Annotated in this window: 1 protein-coding gene and 1 pseudogene; one reads left to right on the plus strand and one right to left on the minus strand. The window is 64.9% G+C overall.

Annotated elements, in window-relative coordinates; translation table 11 throughout:
* Nucleotides 1-27: 27 nt before the first annotated feature.
* A pseudogene (locus ABH933_RS43365) lies at nt 28-378 on the minus strand (helix-turn-helix domain-containing protein); the annotation flags it as partial.
* A gap of 1,682 nt (nt 379-2,060) precedes the next feature.
* Here ABH933_RS43365 and ABH933_RS43370 point away from each other — a divergent pair.
* Nucleotides 2,061-26,528 carry a non-ribosomal peptide synthase/polyketide synthase gene (locus tag ABH933_RS43370; protein ID WP_429428635.1) on the plus strand — a complete coding sequence of 8,156 codons (24,468 nt, stop codon included), beginning with the start codon at nt 2,061-2,063 and terminating at the stop codon, nt 26,526-26,528.
* The last annotated feature ends 113 nt before the right edge of the window (nt 26,529-26,641 follow it).

Below are 26,641 nucleotides of genomic sequence, written 5' to 3' on the forward strand. Positions count from 1 at the left end.
CTCCCAGCGGCGCAGGTACTTCGCCATCTCAGCACTCGACCAGTGCGTCAGCCCGGTGTGTGCCGGTGGGGACATCCGGCTCAACGCCAGAATCCGCGCCCGAGTCTCACCCGGCACCGACCGCGGTCTCCCGGTCGATTTCCGGCCCTCGAGCCCGGCCACACCGGCCTCGGCGTACCGGTTCAGCCACTTGTACACCGTCGGCCGCGACGTACCCGCCAGCTCGGCGATCTCGGTGACCGGACAGCCCTCGTCGTGCCACAACACCATCCGCGCCCGCCACCCCACAGATCCGTCATACGACTCCGCAGACAGCTTGGCCCGCAACTCATCTCGCGCCTCATCAGAAAGCGTCACCGAAGTATCATGCCGAAACACACTGTCCGTAAACAACTTTCAATTACACGACACTAGCAGCGCGCCGGCGGTGAGCAGGGTGCGGCAACGCGGTCGGTCGGACATTCGCATCATCCTTACTCTCGGACTGAATTCGGCCCGTCAAGTAACGCACATCCACCGTTCCGATTGCGTCATTGGTGCGGTCAGGGTGTGCGTGTCCACCCCGATCCGCGAAACCGCCTGGAGCCGCAACGTGCGGATCAGGGCGGTCGCATCAGGTCAGCCGTGCTGTGCCGCGGGCTCTCTTGGACCTACCCAACCATGCGGTGTCGGCCTGAAGCTGCTGAGGAATCGGCGGCCCGATCGCATTCCCGATCGGCCGAACCGAGCATGCTTCAGATTCGGTGAAAGATTCGGTGCCAAGAAGGCGCAGGATGGCCCAAGTTCGGGCCGGAATGGGCGGGTGACAGACCCGGTCAGATCGACCATTTCGACGGCACGCAACAGAAATGACGATACGCAACACTAATACTGCCCCAGCCCGCGACACGACATCCGAACCGGCCCCGTCCGTGCACAAGTCGCGGATATAGGGAAGTGCACTCGATCGCCGAACGGTGCTCCCGAAAAAACCGACAATACAACCTTAAGTGCAGGTCGCGTCTGATTGCTGCGTGCAGTACGGCTTTCGAAACATAAGATATCGGCCTACCTCTTTGTTGGCCTACCCTCTGTTCAAATTCGATAGATGCACTATAACCTCGGTGATGCCCGAATGGCCCAGTGGTAGCGCGACATGCCGACGAGTATCTTGAGTCGGTTTGTCGCGATTCGATCTATTTCGCACTGCGTTTCTCGTTGTTCGCTGTTGCGCTCCGCGTGGAATTGGAGGTGTGTGTGCGTGTGTGCTCGGCTCTCCAGGGTTTGTGTGGTAGGGGCAACCGGTAGCAGTTGCAGCCTGGCAAGGGGTGGTCGGCGAGTGCGGTGTTTGCGTCAGATGCCAGTTATGGTGCATCCGGTATCGAGAGGAATGGGGCGTGGGCCTGGGAGCGGGACCGTGTTGTCAAAGTGGCGTCGACCGTGACGTGGCTTCGATCGAATTACACCGTCCACACATGGCGCCGAAAGCACTGAAGGCCCGGGGCGATGGGGCCGCAGGAACGGTCGACGCCCGAGTCGTCGGATTCGGCCGCGGGACCATGTGCGGCTGTTTCAGGGTCCGGATCTTGCCATGTTATGCTCACCGCCACCTGATGTTGGATCTCGCGTTGGCTGAATCACTCTGAGTAGCAGCGCACTTCGTGTGTCTGATTGTTGCTGACGTTTCGTGGTGAGTGAACGCATTGCAGCACAGCGTCGGAGACTCGAAATGCTGTTTGCCGGGTGGGCCGGGGTCTGTACAGTGGCCTGCTTATCCTGAGATAGCTGCTTGCCTGTGGGCCTGCGCACGCCAGATGTTCGAAATGTCCGACCTTTCAGATTTCGAGATACTGGGAGACATCGACAAATGGACATTGGGGGCGTTATCGCACTACAACGTAACACCCGAGTTGGATTCTGGGGTCCGACCAGGTGAGTCGAATGCTCTGCTGATCGCCATGTTCCGGCGCAGGGGAGTGGGCGCCGCTCCGAGGTAGACGAAATGTGTATATAGGCAATTTCGGGCGCGAGTAGAAGCTGATGTCGTGTTCCGGTTCCTCCGAGTCTGAGCGAGGGTTTAGATGAAGTTGAAGTCAGCCGTACCTGCCGACCGCCAGTCGGACCTGATTCCGCTGTCGAGGGCGCAATACGGCATGTGGCTTGCAGATAACCTGCCCGGCGGGCAGGCAATGAACATCGCACACTACGTCGAGATCGAGGGGCCGATCGACGCCGATGTATTCGCCGAAGCGGTGAACTCTGCCGGCCACGAAACCGAATCTCTCGTCGTCCGGGTGGTCGAGTCCGATGGCGTTCCATATCAATTCATCGACCACGGCATCACGTACAGCGAGTCTATACTGGACGTAAGTGGCGAGAGTGATCCGTTCGCGGCGGCAATGGAATGGATGCAGCGTGATTACAACACCAAAGCTATTGATTTGAGCCGTGACCTGCTCACCGCCACGCGGTTGATCCGGATCGCCGAGGATCGGTATTTGTGGTATGGGCGTGCCCATCATCTCATCATCGATGGCTACGGCGCGTTCAACAGTTTGATGCGGACGGCCGAGCACTACAACGCATTACTCGAGGGCAGGCCGCCCACGCCTTTGGAGGCGGCCGGGCTGTGTGACATCATCGAAGCGGAGCATGCGTATCGCGCAAGTTCTCGGTTCGAGAACGACAGGGCGTACTGGCTCGGCAAGGTCGCCGACCTGCCGACGCCGCCGAGTCTGTCGGGTCGCACCGCGCGGCGGAGCAAGGTCGATCGTGTCTCCGGCCTGCAGCTTCCGTCGCAGCTATCTGACATGCTCGACCGTTTCTCTCACAACCTGCAAGCATCGCCTGCTCAGGTAGTCGTGGCAGTCTTCGCTGCGTTCCTCGCGCGGATGACCGGTGGCGACGATGTGGTGTTATCGATGCCTGTAAGCGGGCGTGTGACCAAGCGCTTGCGCAATGCCGCCGCGATGTTGGCGAACATGGTGCCGATCCGGTTCACCGTGGATACGACGACCACCGTGGAGCAACTTGTCCGGGCGTCAGTGTCCGAACTCGTCCTCGCGATGCGGCACCAACTCTATCGGTTCGAGGATCTGCGCCGCGACTCGCGCGCACTGGACGCATCTGCGAACTCGTTCGGTCCGATCGTCAATATCCTCTTCTTCGACTCGGAAATTCGCCTCGGGTCAGCTGTCGGCCGGTACCGCGCATTGACCTCGGGCGCGTTGGACGATCTGCAGCTGAATCTGTACCGTTCCGGGGCCGACGCGCCGCTGTTGTTAGAACTGCATGGCAACGCGAATCTCTATGGCCAGGATGAACTCGACGCACATGCACGCCGGTTCATAGCCTTCCTGCAACGCGTCATGGACTCGCCCGTCGAAACAGCTCTGAGCGCTATCTCACTCGTAGACCCCGCTGAAGAGGCGCGGATCGTTGGGGTGCTGGCCGGCCGCGACGGCGCGGCGAATACGGCTACACTCGTGGATTTGCTGACGCGGCAGGCCGTTTCGACACCGTCAGCGATCGCCGTCACGTCGGGTGAGACGACCCTCACCTACCAGGAGCTGGACGAGCGTTCCAATCGGTTCGCCCGCACCCTGATCGCACTCGGGGCGGGCCCGGACTCGCTGGTAGCGATCGCAATGCCACGCGATGCCGATCTCATCGTCGCCACCCTGGCCGTGCTGAAAACAGGCGCGGGGTACTTGCCGTTGGATATAGCGCATCCGGCCGATCGGCTGGAATACGTTCTGCACGACTCCAAGCCGATTGCCGTTGTGACGACTCATGCCATGCGTGAGCATATTCCAGGCGACCCAAGTCGCGTAGTGCTGTTCGACGACGTTGCCGGTCCGGTCGGTGATGAGGTTGCGGCGCCGATCACCGACGCTGACCGGATACGCCCGCTGTGCCTCGACAACATCGCCTACGTCATCTATACGTCGGGGTCGACGGGACGACCCAAGGGCGTGGCCATCGCCCATCGCGCGGTGGCGACATACTTGGTGGACGCGTGCGCCGAAATCGGCGTCCGGGCCGAAGATGTTTGGACGTTGTTCCATTCGTTCGCGTTCGACTACTCAGTGTGGGAGATCTTCGGCGCGTTGGTCAGTGGTGGCCGTGTGGTTGTCGTGGACAGCCTCACTACCCGCTCACCGGATGATGTCGTGCGATTGGCGGCACGTGAGAAGGTGACGGTCTTCAACCAGACGCCGTCCGCGTTCCTGCAGTTCGGTGCGGCGTGCCGGCGGTATGAGGATGTCGGTAAGCCTGAAGGGGAGCTTTCGCTGCGATTGGTCATACTCTCCGGCGAACGTCTCGACCCGGCGGGGTTGGCGGACTGGTACGAGCACAACCCGACGCTCCCGGTGTTGGCGAACAGCTACGGCATTACCGAGACCACCGTTTTCGTGACGTATCTCGGCCTGACACCGAGCATTGCAACGCCGAACGCGCCGAGCGCGATCGGTTCAGCACTGCCGGGTCTGCGCACGTATGTTCTTGATGAACGACTGCGGCCGTCACCGTTGGGCGCCTGGGGCGAGATCTACGTTGCCGGAACCCAACTCGCCCGCGGTTATCTCAACCGCCCTTCGCTGACCGCTGCCCGTTTTGTTGCCAACCCGTTCGGTCGGCCGGGCGAGCGGCTCTATCGCAGTGGCGATGTCGCACGGCGGAACCACAAGGGCGAGCTGGAATACCGAGGTCGTGCCGATCAGCAGGTTCAGCTTCGTGGATTCCGCATCGAATTGGATGAGATTCGTAATGTGTTGCTGACACATAGCGCGGTTTCAGCGGCAGTTGTCACCGTGCATCTCCCCGGCACGGAGGCGGCCAGGCTCGTCGCTTATGTCGTGCCTGCTGGTGAAGAAGCGTGTACGGCTGACACTTTGCGCACGCATGTCGCGACATTACTGCCTGAGTACATGGTGCCAGCCGCCGTCGTGGTATTGCCCGAGCTGCCACTGACGGTCAACGGCAAGGTGGACTCGCGGGCGCTGCCGGAGCCGGTTTTCGATTCTGCCGCGGCCTACGTGGCGCCGAGTTCGGCTGTCGAGGAGGTGATCGCGGACATCTTCGCCGAGGTGCTGGATCTCGAGCGAATCGGCGTGCTGGACAGCTTCTTCGAACTGGGCGGCAATTCGCTCACCGCGACCAATGCCGCCGCACGGATCGCAGAGGTGACCCGATCCGATGTGTCGATTCGCGATCTGTTCGGCAAGCCGACCGTGGCCCAACTCGCCGCCCATATCGATGCCAAGTTCCGCCCCGGGAGGCCTGCGCTGCACGCGCAGCCGCGCGTCGAGCCAATTCCGTTGTCGCCGGCGCAGAACAGGATGTGGCTGATCAATCAGGTCGACCCAGCCTCCCCCGCGTACAACATTCCGCTGGTGGTACAGCTGAGCGGCCGACTCGATGTCACGGCGCTGCGCACGGCTCTGACAGATGTGCTTGATCGGCACGAGTCCCTGCGGACTGTCTATCCCGACGTGAAAGGCGAAGGAACGCAGGTTGTTCTGACTGCCGAGCACGTTGTAGCCGGTCTCGATCTGACACCGGAGACAGTCGACCTCGCCGACATCACGCATCGGATTGCCGAGCTGACCTCGACTGGCTCCGACGTGCGTACAAGTCCACCGATCCGGGTCGCGCTGCTCGCCTCCGGTGACCGGCGCCGGCACGTCCTGGTTATGGTCCTGCACCATATTTGCTGTGACGGTTCGTCTCTTCCACCGCTCGCGGCCGATATCACGACCGCCTACGAAGCCAGGTCGCAGGACAAGACCCCCGATTGGCAGCCCCTGACCGTCCAATATGCCGATTACAGCATCTGGCATCGCAGCCTGCTCGGCGACGAGAACGACCCTGAGTCATTGGCGGCACGTCAGCTGCGTTATTGGGTAACACAATTGGCGGGGACGCCGCCGGTGCTGGAGCTGCCTACGGACCGTCCGCGTCCTGCTCGCCAATCCATGCGTGGCGATATCACCGACAGTGTGATCCCAGCCGAAACGTTTGCTGCGATCGAGCACTTGGCCCGCACAGCCAGCGTCACTACCTTCATGGTCATCCATGCGGCATTGGCAGTTCTGCTGGCCAGGCTGTCGGGTTCGAGGGACATCACCATCGGGACACCAGTTGCGGGCCGCGGCGAGCGTGCACTGGAGCCGCTCATCGGCATGTTCGTCAATACGGTGCCGCTGCGCACCGAGGTGCGTTCCGATGAATCGTTCCTTGCGTTTCTGGCGCGGGTCAAGGACATCGATGTCGATGCCTTTGCCAACAGTGACCTTCCATTCGAACGGGTTGTCAATGAAATAGATCGCGAGCAGTCGGCCGCGTACGCACAGCTGTGCCAGGTCTACCTCGCCCTCGAAAACATGGACCGCCCGAGCCTGGAGCTGTCGGAACTTTCAGTCGAGATTCTGGATCCGGGACCGCAACCGGCGAAGGTGGACCTCATCGTCACGGTTGCCGAAAATGCTTCCGTGGGAGGCGATGTCGCCCTGAGGATCAATTACGCCACAGAACTGTTCGATCGGGAGACGGTCGAAGAGTTGGCGTTGCGGCTGAATCGGATCCTCGATGCAGTCGTGTCGAATCCGCGCCTGCGGGTGGGTAGGGTGAACGTGCTGTCGGGGGTCGAGCGGGCAGGACTGGTGCCTGCGTCGGGGCGCCATGCCGAGGCGCCACGAGTGCTGGCGGAGTTGTTGTCGGTCGCGGATCCCGATGCCGTGGCGGTGGTTACCGGTGGGCACACCGTGTCGTACGGGGACCTGGATGTCTGGTCGAATCGTCTTGCGCGGCAACTGATCGCGTGGGGCATCGGCCCGGGCGACCAGGTCGCGTTGGCGATGGCGCGATCGGTGGAGTTCGTGGTCGGGATGTGGGCGGTGACCAAGGCGGGCGCGGCGTTTGTGCCGGTGGATCCGCGCAATCCGGCCGAGCGTGTTGCCCTCATGGTGGCCGATATCGACGTGCGGGTGGGCATCACCGTCGAGGCGTCGCAGGATCTGCTTCCGGACTCGGTCCGGCGGTTGGTGCTCGATGCTCCCCACACAACCGTCCATATCGCAGCTCGATCCTCGGCTGCGGTGACGGACGCGGATCGAGTGCGTCCCTGCTGTATCGCGGACACGGCCTACGTGCTGTACACCTCCGGGTCGACTGGGACGCCGAAGGGTGTCGCGGTGACGCATGAGGGATTGGCGAATTTCGCTGCCGAACAGCGGGATCGCTATCAGGTCGACAGTTCCTCGCGAGTGCTGCAGTTGGCAGCACCGGGTTTCGACGCGGTGGTGCTCGAGCTGCTGATGGCTCACGCAAACGGAGCGGCGTTGGTAGTTTCGCCTCCGGATGTTTTCGCGGGTCATGAGTTGGCAGAATTGATTGGGACGCAGCGGGTGTCGCATGCATTCGTGACACCGAGTGTGCTGGCGACAATGTCCCCGTCCGGTCTGGATTCGCTGCGGGTACTAGTGGCCGGTGGGGAGGCGGTGTCGGCGGAAACGGTCGAGGTGTGGGCACCGGGACGGCAGCTGTTCAATGGCTACGGGCCCACCGAGACCACGATCATGGTCGCGATCAGCGATCCGTTGTGTGCCGCGGACCGCGTCACCATTGGTGGCCCGATTCGTGGTGTCGAGGCCGTGGCACTGGATGCGGGCCTGCAGCCGGTGCCGGTCGGGGTTGCGGGAGAGCTGTATGTCTCGGGAGTGCAGCTGGCCCGCGGATACCTCAACCGGCCGGTCGCGACGGCTGCCACCTTCGTGGCCAATCCGTACGGCCGCCCCGGGACCCGCATGTACCGCACCGGTGACCTGGTGCGGTGGACCTCCGAAGGAACACTCGAATATCTGGGCCGCGCCGACTTCCAGGTCAAGATTCGGGGGCAGCGCGTCGAACTCGGCGAAATCGAGGCCGTTCTCGCGGCGCACCCCGCCGTGTCGGTAGCGGTGACCGTGGGCGTCGCAATCGACGGCGTGTCGCGATTGGTGGCCTACGTCGTGCCGAGCGATGACACTATCGACACCGCGGATTTGCTGGACTACGCAGCGCAACGCCTGCCGTCGCATATGGTCCCGGACACCGTGATGCTGCTCGAGACATTGCCGCTGTCGTCAGTGGGCAAGATCGACCGTGCGGCATTGCCCGAACCGGTTTTTGCCGCCAGTACGACCGAATACGTCGCACCGCGCGACGCGGCCGAGCAGATGGTCGCCGATGTGTGTGCTGCCGTGCTGGGGATCGAGCGTGTCGGCGTCTACGACAGCTTCTTCGATTTGGGCGGCAACTCGCTGTCGGCCACCAGGGTTGCAGCGCAACTGAGTGCCGCATTCGGCGTCGATGTTTCGTTGCGCGCACTGTTCGAGGCGCCGACTGTCGCCGCGTTGGTAGAAAGTATTCGGACCAGCGACGCGGACGGTCGGAAGCCGTTGGGCCCGCAAAAGCGCCCGGACCGGATCCCGCTGTCGCCCGCACAGACACGGATGTGGTTCCTGAACCAGTTCGACACCACGTCGCCGATATACAACATTCCGATGGTCGTCCACATGTCGGGCAACCTCGACGTGGCCGCGATGCACGCGGCGATCGCGGATGTGATCGAGCGGCACGAAACGCTGCGAACCGTCTATCCGGACAGCGACAGCGGACCGCACCAGGTGATCGTGCCGGTGGAGACGGCACAGCCCGCATTGGTGCCGGTCGAGGAAAGCGCCATCGAGGCGTACATCGCCGCGGAGGTGGCCGCCGGGTTCGATGTCACATCCGAGGTTCCGTTCCGGATCACTCTGCTGCGCAGCGCACCCGACGATCACACTCTGGTTCTGGTCGCCCATCACATCAGCTTCGATGGGTCGTCGCTCGCGCCGTTGGCTGCGGACTTGACGACCGCGTACAAAGCCCGCGTCGGGGAACAGACACCGCAGTGGTCTCCGTTGACGGTGCAGTACGCGGATTACACGCTGTGGCAACGGAAATTGCTCGGTACGGAGAACGATCCGCACAGTCTGACCGCCGCCCAGATCGAGTATTGGCGCGCGGCTCTCGCCGACTTGCCCGAGGTGCTCGACCTGCCGACCGATCGTGCTCGGCCGGCCAAACAGTCATTCCGAGGTGCGACGGTGTCGGCGACGGTGCCCGCAGGCCTCTACCGCGAGGCGATCGCGTTGGCCCGTCGCCACGATGCGACGGTCTTCATGGTGATGCACGCGGCGTACGCGGCGCTGCTGGCGCGGCTTTCGGGGAGCGGCGACATCGCGGTCGGCACACCGATCGCCGGCCGTGGCGAGCCCGGACTGGATGGTCTGATCGGAATGTTCGTCAATACGCTGGTATTGCGAACACGTGTCGAGCCTGCGGTGTCCTTCCTGCGGATCCTCGATCAAGTCCGGGCCACCGATCTGGCCGCATTCGAGAACGCCGACATCCCCTTCGAACGGCTCGTCGAGGTGCTGAATCCGTCTCGCTCAACGGCACACGCGCCGTTGACGCAAGTCGGATTCTCGTTCCAGAACTTCGAGATCCCGACGGTGGAGTTCGAGGGCCTGACGGTTTCGGCCCGGATGGCTGATCCGAGCGTGGCCAAGTACGACCTGCATCTGAACCTCGTCGACACGCTGGCGCCGGACGGTGAACCCGGCGACATGACAGTCGAATTCGGTTACGCGACCGATCTTTTCGACGAGGCGACGATCACCTCGTTGATCGACCGCTACCTGCTGCTGTTGCGGGCGATCGTGGCCGATCCCGCCCGCGCTGTCGGTGATATCGACCTGCTGACCGCCGATGAGGCGCGCGAGCTGGCGGCGCGGTCGAGCGGGGAGCCGGCGCGTGTTTCGTCCGCGACGATCACGTCCCTGTTCGCCGCGCAGGCGGCGGCGAGCCCGGACAGCACGGTGGTCGTCGATGCCGAAAACGGTGGCCGGCTCAGTTATCAAGAATTCGCGGCGCGGGTGAATTCGCTGGCCCGGGTGCTGATCGGGCGCGGGGTCGGCCCGGGAACCGTCGTTGCCGTCGCGATGCGTCGCAGCGTTGATCTGCTGACCACGTTGTACGCAATCCACGCGGCAGGCGCCGCCTATCTGCCTCTGGATCCAGATCATCCGGTCGATCGGGTGCGTGCGGTGGTCACCGACGCGAGGCCGAGTGCCGTGATCACCCGGCAGGCCGACGAGGCGAATCTGCCCGATGACGTACCGGTGTGGGCGTTCGAGCAGCTCGGCGCCGAGCACGCGGATACCTCGACGGTGACAGACGCCGATCGGACCCGGGCCTTGCGCCCGGATGATCTGGCGTACGTCATCTACACCTCCGGTTCCACGGGCGTGCCGAAGGGCGTGGCGGTACCGCATGCCGCGGTGGTGAATCAACTGCGGTGGCTGCGGGATCACTACGGGCTCGGCGGCGACGATGTCATGCTTTTGCGGACGCCGGTCACCTTCGATCTGTCGGTTTGGGAGCTGTTCTCCGCGTCGACCTGCGGCGCGGCGTTGGTTGTCGCAGGTCCCGACGCGCACGGCGACCCGCGTGCCGTGGCCAGGCTGATGGTCGAACATCGCATAACCACCGTGGATTTCGTGCCCTCTTTGCTGTCGGCATTTCTCGATGCCGCTGGTGCGCACGAATTCCCCGACCTGCGGCGGGTGCTGTGCATCGGCGAGGCACTGCCGGCCGACACCGTCCGCCGCTTCCGGGAACTCAGCGCCGCGCGCATCGACAACCTGTACGGGCCGACGGAGGCCGCGGTCAGCGTCACCGCTCACCGCATCGAAACGCTCGACGCCGTCGCGGTGCCCATCGGCATCCCTGAAGCGAATATCGTTGTGCGAGTTCTGGACTCGCGGCTGCACTCGGTTCCCGTCGGGGTGACCGGAGAGCTGTATCTGGGTGGCGTCCAGCTGGCTCGCGGTTATCACGAGCGTCCCGGTCTGACGGCAGCGACGTTCATCGCCGATCCCTTCGATGGTGCCGGCGGTTCTCGGCTGTACCGCACGGGCGACCTGGTTCGCCGGGACTCGGAGGGCAGCCTGCGCTATGTCGGCCGTGCCGACACCCAGGTGAAGGTCCGCGGTCTGCGGATCGAACTCGGCGACATCGAAGCCGCGTTGGTCGCGCACGAGCAGGTGACCGCGGCCATCGTGCAGGTGCGCGCCGACCGCGGCGAGCAGTTCTTGATCGCCTACGTGGTGGCCGCGGACGTGTTGGACGTCAAGCAGGTCCGGAAGTTCCTGTTGGAACGGCTGCCGGCGTACATGGTGCCCTCGTCTGTGATGCGGATCGACGCGATTCCGCTCACGGCCAACGGCAAGGTCGACTACCGCGCCTTGCCGGTGCCGGACCCGAGAAGCCGGGAATCCGAATACCGCGCGCCGCAGGGTTTCATCGAGCAGGCGGTGGCCGGAATCTTCGGCGACCTGCTCGATCTTCCAGAAGTCGGCGCGGACGACAACTTCTTCGACCTGGGCGGAAATTCGCTGATCGCGACGCGCGCGCTGAGCCGGATCGGCGATATCGCCGGCGTGGGTGTACCGGTGCAGGTCATCTTCGAAGCACCCACCGTGGCCGAGCTCGCCGAACGCATCGTGCAGCTGCGGGCGATACCGAACCTGCCCGCGCCGGCTCGGAAGCCGCGCCCGGATCGCCTTCCGCTGTCGCTGGCACAGGCACGGATGTGGTTCCTCAACCAGTTCGACCCGGATTTGCCCGGATACGTTGTGCCGCTGGCGATGAGACTGGACGGCGTCCTCGACATCGATGCGCTCGCAGCGGCCGTCGGTGATGTCGTCGAACGGCATGAGAGCCTGCGCACCATGTATCCGGCCGTCGACGGCACGGCCTCACAGGTCGTACTCGATGCAGCCGACGTCGTCGGGGCCTGGGACCTCACACCGCAACCGGTCGGTGAGCGCGAGCTGCCGGCCCGATTGTCCGAGTTTTTCGGCGCCGGATTCGACGTGTCGCAGGGTGTGCCGCTGCGCTTTGCGCTGTATCAGATGTCCGACCAGTCATGGGTGGCCGCGTTGGCTGTCCACCACATCAGTTGCGACGGTTTTTCGGTCGCGCCGCTGGCCGCCGACATCGTCACGGCCTATCGTGCCCGGTCGAGTGGCGACGCTCCGGACTGGGCACCGCTGGCCGTACAGTTCGCTGATTACGCTCTGTGGCAGCGTGAAGTGCTCGGCTCAGCGGACGACCCGGACTCCTACGTGGCCCGCGATATCGGTTACTGGCGAACGCAACTCGCGGGCGTCCCCGATGTGATCGAAGTGCCGACCGACCGGCCGCGGCCGCTGGTGCAGACGCAACGGGGCGGGGTCGTCTACGCCGTGATCCCCGCTGAGCTGCAGGGCCGGGTGGAGTCGCTGGCGCGGCGCGCCGGAGCGACGACGTTCATGGTCGTGCACACCGCGCTGGCGGTGTTGCTGTCGAGGCTTTCGGGCAGCGACGACATCGTGATCGGCGTGCCTCATGCCGGCCGCGGCCACCGATCGCTCGACAACCTCGTCGGGATGTTCGTCAACACCTTGGTGATGCGCAGCAAGGTCGAGGTCGGCCAATCGTTTTCGAGCCTGCTGAACCAGGTACGATGCACGGCCATCGAGGCTTTCGACCATGCCGCGGTCCCGTTCGAGCAGCTGGTGGAAGCACTGAATCCCGCCCGGTCGACGGCTTATACGCCGTTGTTCCAGGTCATGCTCGCCTATCAGAATATGGCGCAGGCCCGGATCGAACTTCCGGGACTCTCGGTCGAGAACGTGGATCCCGGCGACAGTGCCGCGATCTACGACCTGCTGCTGATGATGACGGAGGGGCACGGCACCCACAACGAACCGACCGGCATGACGGTGCGCCTCACGTATGCCACCGACCTGTTCGACGAGGACTCCGTAAGGCGTTTCGCCGAACAATTCGTGCGGGTGCTCGACGCCGCCGCGACCGATGCGGATACGGCTGTCGGCGGCATCGAGCTGCTGGATGCCGCGGAGCGGTACCTGGTGCTCGAGCGGTGGAACGACACCGGCGGCCCCGCCGCGGTCGGCCGAACGCTCGTCGACGCCTTCGACGAACAGGTCGCCCGCACCCCGGATGCCCCAGCGATCTGCCTTCCTGACGTCACCGTGCTGAGCTACCGGGATTTCGACACCCACGTCAACCGTCTGGCCCGATGGCTCATCGCCCGTGGCGCAGGCCCGGAAACCGTTGTCGCGGTGGCCATCCGGCGATCGGTCGAACTCATCACGACGCTGTACGCGGTGATCAAGTCGGGCGCCGCGTTCCTGCCGATCGATCCGGATCATCCGAGCACACGAATCGCCGGTGTGCTGGACGCGGCGCAGCCGCTGCTGGTGCTCACCACGTCCGGGGACGGCGACGCACTTCCGGTCGGATTCGAGACCGCACGCATCGATCGAGTCGACGTGGCTGACCTTCCCGGCACTCCGATCACGGATGCGGAGCGACGTGCGCCGCTGCGACCGGACAATGCGGCCTACGTCCTGTTCACCTCCGGCTCCACCGGAGTCCCGAAGGGCGTCGCCTTGACCCATGCCGCGACGGTGAGCCAGCTGGCATGGGCACAGCGGCAGTGGCCGCACGACGCGTCCGACACGGTCTTGTACAAGACCCCGATCACCTTCGATATTGCGGTGTGGGAGTTGTTCTGGCCGTTGCAGGTCGGGGCGCGGATCGTGGTCGCCGCACCCGACGGGCATCGCGACCCCGCGTATATCGCAGGCGTCATCGCGAATCATCAGGTCAGTACCGTGCATTTCGTACCGTCGATGCTCGATGTCCTGCTCGAGACCACCACTACGCAGCTGCCGTCGATCCGGCGGGTATTCGTCGCCGGTGAGGCGCTGGCGCAGCGTTCCGTCGACGGCTCGGCGCGTGTGTTCCCGCACGCCGAGGTGGCGAACTGGTACGGCCCGGCCGAGGCGGAAGTCGTCACGGCTGCACGTTGCCTGCCGGGTGCGGCGACCCTTTCGACGGTCACGATCGGTATGCCGGTGGCCGGCATGCAGGTCTACGTGCTGGATTCGCGGCTGCGACCGGTGCCTGTCGGCGTCGTCGGTGACCTCTATGTCTCGGGTGTCCAGGTGGCGCGCGGTTATCACGCCCGCGTCGACCTCACCTGCGGCGCCTTCGTCGCGGATCCGTTCGGTGCGCCGGGTGAACGCATGTATCGCACCGGTGACCTCGGGCGATGGACGAAGGCCGGCGAGCTGGAATACATGGGCCGCAGTGATTTCCAGGTGAAGGTCCGCGGCCAGCGGGTCGAGCCCGGTGACATCGAAGCGGCGCTGTCCGCGCTCCCGGACGTCGCACGGGCTATCGCCGTCGCCACCGCGGAACGAATCGTCGGATACGTGACGCTGGTGCCGAATACGGTGACCGATGGGCGCGCGATTCGCGCCCAGCTCACCCGTTCACTGCCGTCCTACCTGGTTCCGGCCGTTGTGCAAGTGCTCGAGGCGATGCCGCTGACACCGAACGGCAAGCTCGATCGAGGCGCCTTGCCGCAGCCGGTGTTCGACGACGGCGAGGAGGTCGTGCCGCCTCGCACCGAACGCGAAGCAATCCTTGCGTCGATCGTCGCTGAGATGCTCACCGATAGCGATCGGGTGAGCGTGACGGCGAACCTGTTCGAGATCGGGATCAACTCGCTCTCGGCCGCTCGCATCGCGGCCCGGGTCACCACGGCGCTCGGTGTCGAGGTCGGCATCCGCGATATCTTCGACGAACCGACGATCGCCGGATTGGCCGAACGTCTGGGCGGGCGAACCGGCTCCATGGTGGTCCCACTCGTAGCCCGGCCGCGACCGGCTGCGGTCCCATTGGGGACCGCGCAACGGCGGATGTGGTTCCTGAATCAGTTCGATACCGCCTCGGCGGCATACAACATCTGCTTCGCGGCTCGGTTGACCGGCCGGCTGAATGTCGATGCGCTGCAGGCGGCTCTACTCGATGTGGTGGAACGGCACGAGCCGCTGCGCACGGTGTATCCCGCCGTCGACGGAGAACCGTGCCAGGTGGTGCGGGATGTGGCCGCCGTGGCCGGGGAGCTGGTGCTGGCTCCGGAGCCGGTCGCCGAGGAGGCGGAGCTGGCCGACCGGATCCAGCAGGCCGTCGGAACAGGTTTCGATGTCGCGCAATCGGTGCCGGTACGGGCACGGGTGTATCGCACTGGCGCCGAGGAGCACGTGATCGTGCTCGTGGTCCATCACATTGCCGCCGACGGCTCGTCGATGGCGCCGCTGGCCGGCGATATCTTCACCGCCTACGCAGCGCGTGTGAACGACGAAGCGCCGCAATGGCAACCGCTGGAAGTCCAGTACGCCGACTACGCCCTGTGGCATCGCGAAATGCTCGGCGCGGAGGACGATCCGTCGTCGCCGATCGCCCGGCAGATCGCGTACTGGAACGACGTCCTCGGTGATGCTCCGGAACTGCTCGACCTGCCGACGGATCGGTCTCGGCCCGCCACCATGTCGATGGTCGGTGACAGTGTTGGCTTCGCATTGCCGGCGCGGCTGCACGACGACGTCGTGCGGCTGGCACACCGTGAGGGCGTCACGGTGTTCGTCGTGCTGCATGCGGCACTCGCGATTCTGTTGTCGCGCACCGCGCACAGCGAGGACATCTCGATCGGATCTCCGATTGCCGGTCGAGGCAGCCAGGTGCTGGACGATCTGGTCGGCATGTTCGTCAATACCGTGGTGTTGCGCACGCGGGTTCGAGACGACCTGTCGTTCCGCGAACTCTTGGCGGAGGTACGCGCCGTCGACGTCGATGCGCTTGCCCACGCCGACGTGCCCTACGAACGGCTGGTCGATGTCCTCGACCGCGCCCGATCCACGGCATATACGCCGCTGTATCAGGTGATGTTCGGGTTGCAGAACATGCGTGCGGCGCGATTCGAGCTGCCCGGTGTCGATGTCGAACTGCTCGACCCTGGTATCGCGCAGGCGAAAACCGATCTGACCGTGCTGATGACCGAACGCGTCGACGGTGAACGGCTGGCCGGTATCGACGGCGAGATCATCTATGCCACAGACCTTTTCGCGGCATCCACGGTGGAATCGCTCGCCCAGAGGTTCATTCGGGTCATCGAAGCGGTCACCGCCGATCCGGGCCGCGTGGTGGGCGGCATCGATCTGCTCGACCCCGAGGAGTCCGAACGGCTCCTCCCGGTGCGCGGCGGTGAGACCACGTCGCCGCGTCTGCTGCCCGACCTCATGGCCGAGGCCGTGGCAGCAGACCCAGCCGCGATCGCCCTGATCGGGGACACCGAGACCCTCACCTACATCGAGCTCGATCAGCGGTCCAACCAGCTCGCCGCGCACCTGCTCACCCTGGGAGCCGGGCCGGGAACGTTCACCGCGCTGGCCGTGCCACGCTCGGTCGACTACCACGTCGCCATGTGGGCGATCGCGAAGACCGGTGCCACGTTCGTACCGGTGGATCTGCGATATCCCGCGGAGCGGATTGCGCACATGGTGAACGATTCCGGTGTCACCGTAGGGATCACGGTCGCGTCCGCGCGTATGTCACTTCCGGGCGATGTCCGATGGGTGGTGCTCGACGAACCGGATTCAGCCACCGAGATCGCCGCGCACTCCAGCCGGGCCGTCACGGATGCGGCTCGCGCCCGGGCACTTCAGCTTCGGGATGCCGCGTACGTGATCTACACGTCTGGATCGACCGGAACACCGAAGGGTGTCGTGGTCAGCCACGAAGGATTGGCCGGCTTCGCCGCCGAGCAGCGGGTCCGCTATCGCGTGGACGCCACGTCACGTGTGCTGCAAGTGGCGGCGCCCGCCTTCGACGCGGTGCTACTCGAGGCATTGATGGCGTGCGCGGCCGGCGGTTGCCTGGTCGTGTCGCCGCCGGAAGTCTTCGGCGGCCCGGATCTTGCCGCACTGATCCGCGAGCATCAGGTGACGCATGCGTTCCTGACGCCCAGCGTGCTGGCAACGATGTCGCCTGCGGACTTCGCATCAGTGCGGGTGCTGGCGGTCGGAGGTGAGATGGTCTCCGCGGACCTGATCGCTTCCTGGGCGCCCGGGCGGCAGTTGCACAACATCTACGGTCCGACCGAGACGACGATCGTGGTCACGATCAGCGATCCGGTACAGCCGTCCGACCCGATAAACATCGGTGGTCCGATCCGTGGTGTCGATGCTGTGGTGCTCGACGCCCGGTTGCGTCCGGTGCCGGTCGGTGTGAGCGGGGAGTTGTACTTCTCCGGTGGTGCGCTGGCGCGTGGCTATCTGAACCGCCCTGCAGCGACTGCGGGTGCGTTCGTAGCGAACCCATATGGTGGGCGCGGGTCGCGGATGTATCGCACCGGCGATATCGTCCGCTGGACCGCGCAAGGTGCGCTGGAATACATCGGCCGCACCGACTTCCAGGTCAAGATCCGTGGCCAGCGCATCGAACTCGGCGAGATCGACGCCGCGCTGCTGGCACACCCACATGTTGCTTCCGCTGTCACCGTGAGCCGTTCGGGACCTGGTGGACAACCCTTGCTCGCCGCGTACATCGTGGCGGAGCACGCGGCGAGCGTCGAACCCAGTGCCGTGCTCGATCATGTCGCTGCTGTCCTGCCCGCCCATATGGTGCCGTCGACGATCACCGTGCTCGACCACATGCCGCTGACTTCGACGGGCAAGGTGGATCGAAAAGCGCTGCCCGAACCCGTTTTCGATACTCGCGACGCCGATGCCGCCGCTGCGGCGACCGACCTCGAGCGCACCATCGCGGCCGCTTTCGCGGACGTGCTCGGCGTCGCGTCGGTCGGCGTGACGATGTCGTTCTTCGCGCTCGGTGGCGACTCCATCATGTCGATCCAGTTGGCCTCGCGGCTGAAGACGGCGGGCGTCGTCGTGACGGCGCGGGACATCTTCGAGCGCAAGACCGTGCGCGGGCTGGCGCAGGTGGCTGCGGCGGCGGGCCGGGTGTCTCTCGCGGAGCTGCCCGGTGGTGGCGTGGGAGACATCCCGTTCACGCCGATCGTGTCCTGGTTCGTCGAGCGGCTCGGGAGAGCTGATCGGTTCGCGCAGTCGATGCTGGTTCGCTTGCCACGGGACGCGCGAGTCGACGACGTGACCGCGACCGTGCTGGCAGTGCTCGAACAGCACGACATGCTGCGGTCGCGAATGCGCGAACGGTACATGGACGTGCTGCCTGCCCACGCCGCCGATGCCGGCGGCGCGGTGTTCGTGCGACGATTCGGAGCGCACGAGGCGCCGGGCACCGACGGTTTCACCGCCGTGGTGGAAGCGGCGTTGACCGAGGCATCCGGTCGTCTCGACCCCCCCGAGGGCCTGATGTTGCAGGTCGCGTGCCTGCTTCCGGAATCGGGCGTGGAGGCCGATGCCCGTGCCCTCATCGTGATTCATCACCTGGCCGTCGATGGTGTGTCGTGGCGGATACTGCTGCCCGACCTTGTCACCGCTTGGCAGCAGATCGGGCAGGGACACACGGTCGAGTTGCCGGCACAGGGCACATCGATGCGGCGATGGGCGCACGCGTTGACCGCGGCCGCCATCGACCGTGGCAGCGAACTCGAGCTGTGGCAGCGGATGAGTACCGCAGCCGATCCACTTCTCGGGACCGCGGAATTGGATCCTGCGGTCGACACCCACGCTACGGTGCGGAACCTGACGGTCTCCGTTCCCGCCGCGGTGACTTCGGCGTTGCTGGACTCGGTGCCGCGGTCTGTGCGCGGCAGTGTCGATGATGCGCTGCTGGCCGGGCTGGCCGTCGCGCTGACCCGTTGGCGCAGACGGCGCGGCATTCGGTGCCCGGGCATGAAAGTCCTCCTGGAGGGACACGGCCGCGAAGAGCAGACTGCCCCTGGAGCAGATGTTTCACGCACCGTGGGCTGGTTCACCAGTGCGTACCCTGTCAGCCTGGATCTGGCCGGAATCGATGACGCGGATCTGCGTACGGCAGTGAAGTCCGTCAAGGATCAGCTGCGCGAGATCCCCGACAAGGGCATCGGGTACGGCCTGCTGCGCTATCTGAACCCGGACACGGTCGACCGGCTCGCGGCGGCGCCCCAGCCACAGATCAGTTTCAACAATCTCGGCCGCGCCGGCGTGGACCTCACGTCGCTGTCGGATGTCGCGTGGGTCCCGACCGATGAGCAGTTCGACCGGCGATCCGCCTTCGATCCGGATATGCCTGCCGCAGCGGTGATCACGATCGACGTCAATATCGTGGACACCGAGATCGGACCGGAGCTGTCGGCACATATCGGCTACGCCTCGCGATTGCTCGAACAGGATGATGTGGCCGAACTCGTCGCCGGATGGCTTGACGCCGTGACCGAGATCGCCACCATTGCCGGTGCCGACGACGAGTGGGGATTGTCCCGGGCAGATGTTCCGCTGGTCGACCTCACGCAGCGCGATCTGGACGCCTTCGCAGACCGGTACGGTCCGCTGAGCGACGTGTGGTCATTGGCGCCGCTGCAGGAGGGTCTGCTGTTCCACGCCGAATTCGCCGCGGGCGAACTCGACGTCTACACCGCGCAGTCGGTCCTCACCCTCGCGGGCGCGGTCGACGAGAATCGGCTCGCGCGTGCCGCGCAAGCTCTGCTCGAGCGGCATCCCAACCTGCGGGCGGCGTTCACGCGAACGGTCGATGGCGTTCCCGCACAGGTCATTCCGGTCGACGCTGCGGTGTCCTGGCACAGCGTTGATCTCTCCGGCGGCACCGGGGAAGTAGATGAGCTGATCGAAGCCGAGCGGGCGGTCGTGTTCGATCCCGCCGACCCGCCGCTGCTGCGGTTCCTGCTCATCGCCGTCGGGCAGCGCGAGTTCCGGCTGGTGTTGACGGCGCACCATCTGCTGCTGGACGGTTGGTCGTTGCCGCTGCTGTGGCGTGAGCTGATCGGTTTGTATGCCGTTGCCGCACAGCCGGAGTTGCTTGCACCCGCGGCTTCGTATCGGCAATACCTGGAATGGCTGGACCGACGCGATCGCGACGCCGGCATCGAGGTGTGGCGGGACGCGCTGCGGGAGATCAGCGAGCCTACGCTCGTCGCCGATCCCCGAACGGTGACGACGGCGGACATTCCGATCGATCTGCCGATCGTTGTCGATCGAGCCACCACAGCAGACCTGGTGACATTCGCGCGGGCACGTGGCGTGACGATGGCGACGATCATGCAGTTCGCCTGGGCCGTGGTGCTGGGTAACCTGCTCGGCGTCGAACGAGTGGCCTTCGGCAGCACGGTATCCGGCCGCCCCGCGGAGCTGCCGGGCGTCGAGTCGATGATCGGCCTGTTCATCAATACGATTCCGGTCGTCGCCAATGTGCGGCGGGACCTGACCATCGAGGACGCGCTGCGCCTGCTGCAGGCCGGCAACACCCGTCTGCTCGACCACCACTACCTCGAACTGTCGCAGATCATGGCGGCCGCAGGCACCAGCCAGTTGTTCGACACCCTGGTCGTGTTCGAGTCGTATCCGGTCGACAGCAGTGGCCTGGGCGATGCCGACATCGACGGTATGCGTGTGGTCTCAGCGGACGGCTCCGACGCGGCGCACTACCCGATCACCGTGCAGGCACACCACACCGACAAGCTGTATATCCGAGTCCGCTACCAACGAGCCCGCGTCGACGAGGTGATGGCGGCCGGTCTCGCGGCCCGTCTGGAAACCGTGCTGCGGAACCTGACCAGCGATCCGGCTACACGTCTCGGCTCGATCGATCTGATGACCGCGGACGAGCGGCGCGAGCTCGTGCCCGCGTCGGGCGGCGGCGCCATATCACCATGCCTCACAGCGGAGTTGCTGGCTGCGGGCGTGGTGGCGAATCCCGATGCGGTGGCGGTAGTTTCCGGTCCGCGTACGGTGTCCTACGCGGAGCTGGATGCCAGGTCCAACCAGGTGGCGCGGCAGTTGATCGCGTGGGGTGTGGGACCGGGTGATCAGGTCGCCCTCGCGATGCCGCGGTCGATGGAATTCGTGGTCGGCCTGTGGGCGGTGACCAAAGCGGGCGCGGCGTTCGTGCCCATCGATACGCGAAATCCGGCCGAGCGCATCGCACTTATGGTGGCGGATGCCGAGATCCGGGTGGCGGTAACGGTCGAGGGGGCGCGAGATCTGTTGCCCGGCACAGTGCGCCCGCTGGTCCTCGACGATCCGGACGCACAGCTGTCGATCGCCGCGCGACCGACAGCCGGCGTCACGGACCAGGAGCTCGTGCGTACACCGCACGTTCAGGATGCGGCATATGTCCTCTACACCTCCGGCTCGACCGGAACGCCGAAGGGTGTCGCGGTCACCCACGAGGGTCTTGCGAATTTCGCTGCCGTGCAACGGGACCGGTTCGATGTCGACACGGAATCACGAGTGCTGCTCGCCGCCGCTCCCGGCTTCGATGCGATGGTCCTCGAGGTACTGCTGGCCCACACCAGCGGCGCCGTGCTGGTGGCAGCGCCGCCAGCGGTGTTCGCTGGTCACGAGCTGTCGGAACTGATTCGTACACAGCAGGTCTCGCATGCATTCATCACCCCCAGTGTCCTGGCGACGATGTCGCCGGCCGGTATGGATTCGCTGCGGGTACTGATAGCCGGGGGCGAGGCGGTGTCGCCGGAAACGGTCGAGGCGTGGGCGCCGGGCCGAACCCTGCTGAACGGGTACGGCCCGACCGAGACCACGATTCTCGCCATGATCAGTGCCGCGTTGCGGCCAGGTGGTCAGGTGACGATCGGCGGGCCGAACCGTGGTGTCGAGGCCGTCGTGCTGGATGCGTGGTTGCGGCCGGTGCCGATCGGGGTGGTGGGTGAGTTGTACCTCGCGGGCGTGCAACTGGCGCGCGGCTACGTGAACCGGGCATCGGCTACAGCGGGCTCATTCGTGGCAAATCCGTTCGGTGCGGCAGGTTCGCGCATGTACCGCACCGGCGACCTGGTCCGCTGGATACCCGAGCACACCCTGGAATACCTCGGCCGCCGCGATTTCCAGGTCAAGATCCGCGGCCAGCGCATCGAACTCGGTGAAATCGAAACTGTTCTGGCCGAATATCCCGGGATTGAACAAGCGGTCGTTCTGCGACGGAAGGACCAACGTGGCGTCGACCGGCTCGTCGGCTACCTCGTCACCGACGATGACCTGAATCCGGGCGACCTTCGGACCGCTGCGCGGTTGCGACTGCCCGCCCACATGGTGCCCGAGGTGTTCATGGCGCTCGCCGAACTTCCTTTCACCAGGACCGGCAAACTCGACCGCTTGGCGCTTCCCGTCCCGGAATTCGCGGACGGCCGCGAATGGGTCGCGCCACGCACCGACGCCGAACGACGTGTCGCCGCGGTGTTCGGAAGCGTCCTGGGCGTCGACCGCGTAGGGGCGACGGACAGCTTCTTCGACCTGGGCGGCGATTCGCTGTCCGCCACCCGCGTGACTGCGCAGTTGAGCACGGCATCGGGAGTGCGTCTCGGGGTCCGAGACCTGTTCGAGGCGCCCATGGTCGAGGAACTCGCTGCCCGCCTGGCAACCTTCGACTGCGACTCCCGGGTGGCGTTGACGACGCGGCCCCGGCCTGCGCGCGTACCGCTGTCACCGGCGCAGCAGCGGATGTGGTTCCTCAACCAGTTCGACACCGCCGGCGGCGGGTACAACATCCCGCTGGTGATCCGTCTGCGCGGAGAACTCGACGTCGATGCGCTGCGGCACGCGTGTGAACTGGTCATCGACCGGCACGAGTCGCTGCGGACCAAGTTCCCGATGGTGAACGGACAGCCCTGCCAGGTTGTCGTCGCCACCGACGAGGTCGCTCCCGTGCTGAGTCCGGTCCACATCGACCAGAACCAGGTCATGGACCGGGCGATCACCATGGTCTCGACCGGTTTCGATGTGACACTGGCGCCCCCGTTGCGGTTCGAATTGTTCGCTCTCGACGATCGGGACCACGTTCTGGTCATCTGCGTGCACCACATCTGCGCCGACGGCCAGTCGATGATCCCGCTCGCGCGGGACGTGGCAATGGCATACGAGGCGAGCAGACAACGCACAGAGCCGACATGGCCGGTACTTCCGGTCCAGTACGCCGACTATGCACTGTGGCAGCACGAGATGCTCGGGTCGGCGGATGACCCGGACTCGGTCATGTCCCAGCAGTTGCGATTCTGGAAGGACACCCTCGACGGGCTGCCCGAGCTGCTCGAGCTGCCGACCGACCTGCCCCGGCCGGCGGTCGCGTCCATGCGTGGGCGCGCGGTCGAGTTCGAGGTTCCTGCCGAACTGCACAGGCGGATCATCGCCCTCGCACGCGCGAGAAACGCGACAGTCTTCATGGTCCTGCATGCCGCGCTGGCTGTGCTGCTGTCCAAGCTCGCCGGCGTCGGCGATATCGCGATCGGCACCCCGGTAGCCGGACGTGGAGAGCGTGACCTCGACGATCTGATCGGTATGTTCGTCAATACCCTTGTGTTGCGGTCACGGGTGTCGACGCGGCAGCCGTTCGCCGAACTGCTCGCCTCGACCCGTGAGCTGGATCTGGCGGCATTCGCGCACGCGGATGTGCCTTTCGAGCAAGTCGTGGAAGCGCTGAATCCGCCCCGGTCGACCGCGCATCTTCCGCTGTACCAGGTAACGCTCGATGTCCAGAACCTGAGCAAGGCCGCGTTGGAGCTGTCGGAGCTGAGCATCGAGCCGCTGGAAAACGGTTTCGAGCAAGCCCAGGCCGACTTGAACGTGAAGCTGGTCGAGCAATTCGGTCAGGGAGGCCGCCCCGGTGGCATGGCGGGACGACTCACCTTCGCCACCGATCTCTTCGTGGACGAGACGATGACTCGGTTCGCCCACGCTTACGTGCGGATTCTGGAGTACGTTACTGCGAATCCGGCGGTGCCGGTCGGCGATGTCGACATCGTCGATCCGATACAGCGCCGCGAATTGCTGGACTCGGCAGGAGAAGAAGGCGCTGTGGTCGCAGATGCGACGCTCGCGCACTTGTTCGCTGCCCGAGCCATGGCCCAGCCGGACGCCGTAGCAGTCACCGACGGTGTCTCGAAGCTGACCTATGCGGAACTCGAGCGGAGATCTGCCCAGGTCGCGGCTCGGCTGGTCGAACAGGGAGTGGAGCCGGAGTCCCTGGTGGCCGTGGCATTGCCGCGTTCGATCGAACTGGTTGTGGGCCTGCTTGCGGTGATTCGGGCAGGCGCCGGTTATCTGCCGCTAGACGCGGCGTACCCCGTTGACCGATTGCGGTTCGTACTCGACGACGCGCGTCCAGTGGTGGTGCTCACATCCGTAAAGACCGCTTCGGACTTGCCGGAGTGCGCGGTACCGGTAGTGCACGTCGAGGATTGTGCCGACGCCCCGGTCGGCTCCCTTTCGGTGGTGCCGAACCTGCGGCTGGACAACGTCGCGTACGTGATCTACACCTCCGGGTCCACGGGCCGTCCCAAGGGAGTGACGGTCAGTCACCGCGAAGCAGTCACGTTGTTTGCCAATACGGCCAAACGTTTCGACCTCGGCCCAGACGATGTGTGGACGATGTTCCATTCGTACGCCTTCGATTTCGCAGTGTGGGAAATGTGGGGAGCCTTGCTGTCTGGTGGCAGGTTGGTCGTCGTCGACTACCACACATCCAGGTCGCCGGAGGCGTTCGTCGATCTTGTGGCGCGGGAACGCGTGACGGTATTGAGCCAGACCCCGTCGGCGTTCTACGGTTTCGCCGAAGCAGAGCGTGAGTATCGCGAATCCGGTTGCACGGCTGGTCGACTCGCCCTGCGTTACGTCGTATTCGGCGGCGAGTCGCTGGATGTGTCCCGGTTGGCCGATTGGTTTGCGGCTCATGATCTGCGATCGCCATCTTTGGTCAATATGTACGGAATCACTGAGACGACGGTGCATGTCACGTTCCGCGAGATCGACGAGACAAACGTAACCGGAATCGGATCACCGCTGCCGGGTATGCGGGTGTATGTGCTCGACGACCGGCTTCAGCCGGTGCCGATCGGCGTCGCAGGGGAGATCTATGTGGCCGGCGGGCAATTGTCGCGGGGCTACCTGCGCGCCCCGGCTCTGACCGCGGGCCGATTCGTGGCAAATCCCTTCGGTCCGAATGGTTCGCGGTTGTACCGATCCGGTGATCTCGGCCGGTGGAGCAAATCCGCGCGCGGGCTCGAGTTGACCTACGCCGGCCGAGCGGACGCACAGGTGCAGCTGCGCGGCTATCGCATCGAACTCGGTGAGGTGGAGTCCGCATTGCTCCGGCATCCTGATGTGGTCCGCGCTGCGGCGGCGGTGCATCGCCATGCGCAGGGCGTCGATCAGCTGATTGGCTACGTTGTGGGCATCGATGGCCGGCCGATCGATCCGGGCGAGGTCCGCGAGACCGCCGCCCAGGTGCTGACCAGCTACATGGTGCCCTCGACGGTGATGGTGCTGCCGGATCTGCCGTTGACGGTCAACGGCAAGCTCGATCGAAAAGCTCTGCCCGTTCCCGATTTCGACACGTCGTCGACCGAGTTTGTCGCACCGCGAACCCATTCCGAGAAGGTGATCGCTGACGTTTATGCGCAGGTCTTGGGCATCCAGCGCGTCGGGGCTTCGGACGGGTTCTTCGACCTGGGCGGCAATTCGCTGCTGGCCACGATGGTGGTGATCGAGCTGCGCGCTCGTGATGTGACGGTCGCATTGCCATGGATGTTCGACGACGCGACACCGATGGCACTGGCGCGCAGGGCCGACGAAGCCTCGGGCAGCTCCGGTCTGAAGGTACTGCTTCCGCTTCGTGCGAGCGGATCGAAACCTGCGGTATTTGGCGTACACCCCGCCGGCGGGTTGGCATGGTTCTACGGCAGCGTGGTCGAGCATTTGGACAAGGATCGACCGGTGTACGGCCTACAGGATCCGCATGTCGTCGCAGGCGAACAAGGTGCAGTTTCAGTGGATGAATTGGCCGAACGATATGTGGACGAGATTCGCCGGGTGCAGCCGTGCGGTCCTTACCACTTGCTCGGATGGTCGTTAGGCGGGCAAATCGCACACGCGATGGCGGTAAAGTTCCAGCGCGACGGGGAAATTGTCGGAACTCTGACCCTGTTGGATTCCGCAGTCGGCGTGCCGGATCTGTCTGCTGATTCGACGACCAGCACTGCGGACGAACCCGCGCCAGCACGCTTGGTAGCAGACCTACTCGGCGGCTGGCGGGAACTGTTCGAACTTGGCGACATGGTACAGGCGCACACCCACGAAGAAGCCTGGGCAGTCATTCGTAGCCAAGTGGTCGGGACCGGGCTGTTCACTGTCGAACAGGCGGATCGGGTGATGCAGAGTTTCGAGACCGCGAGCGACATTGCTGGCGACTACCGGCCTGAAGTTTTCGAAGGAGACCTGCTCTTTTTCACCGCGGGCAAAGACCGCGCGGACGATGAGGCTCTTGCCCGGACGTGGCGCCCGTACGTCACAGGCAAGATTCACAACACGGTCGTTGACGCACGTCACCTCGAACTTAGTCATCCGCATGCAATGGCCGTTGTCGGCTCGGTCATGGAAAGGTTCATAAACGAATGCTAATCATCTTCCAACAGGCGCCTGCCTAACACCATCGGAAAGGGTTGTGCCAACGGGAAGTGTCGGCATAGCGTTCGATCTGATCTCGGTCCCTTCCTGTCGGCCTGGCGGTCCGG

The organism is Nocardia sp. GP40 (assembly GCF_050434125.1).
GTDB lineage: Bacteria > Actinomycetota > Actinomycetes > Mycobacteriales > Mycobacteriaceae > Nocardia > Nocardia albiluteola.

What these genes read in the sequence shown, in the direction of transcription:
- ABH933_RS43370 (WP_429428635.1), top strand. Translation starts at nt 2,061, where the DNA reads ATGAAGTTGAAGTCAGCCGTACCTGCCGACCGCCAGTCGGACCTGATT.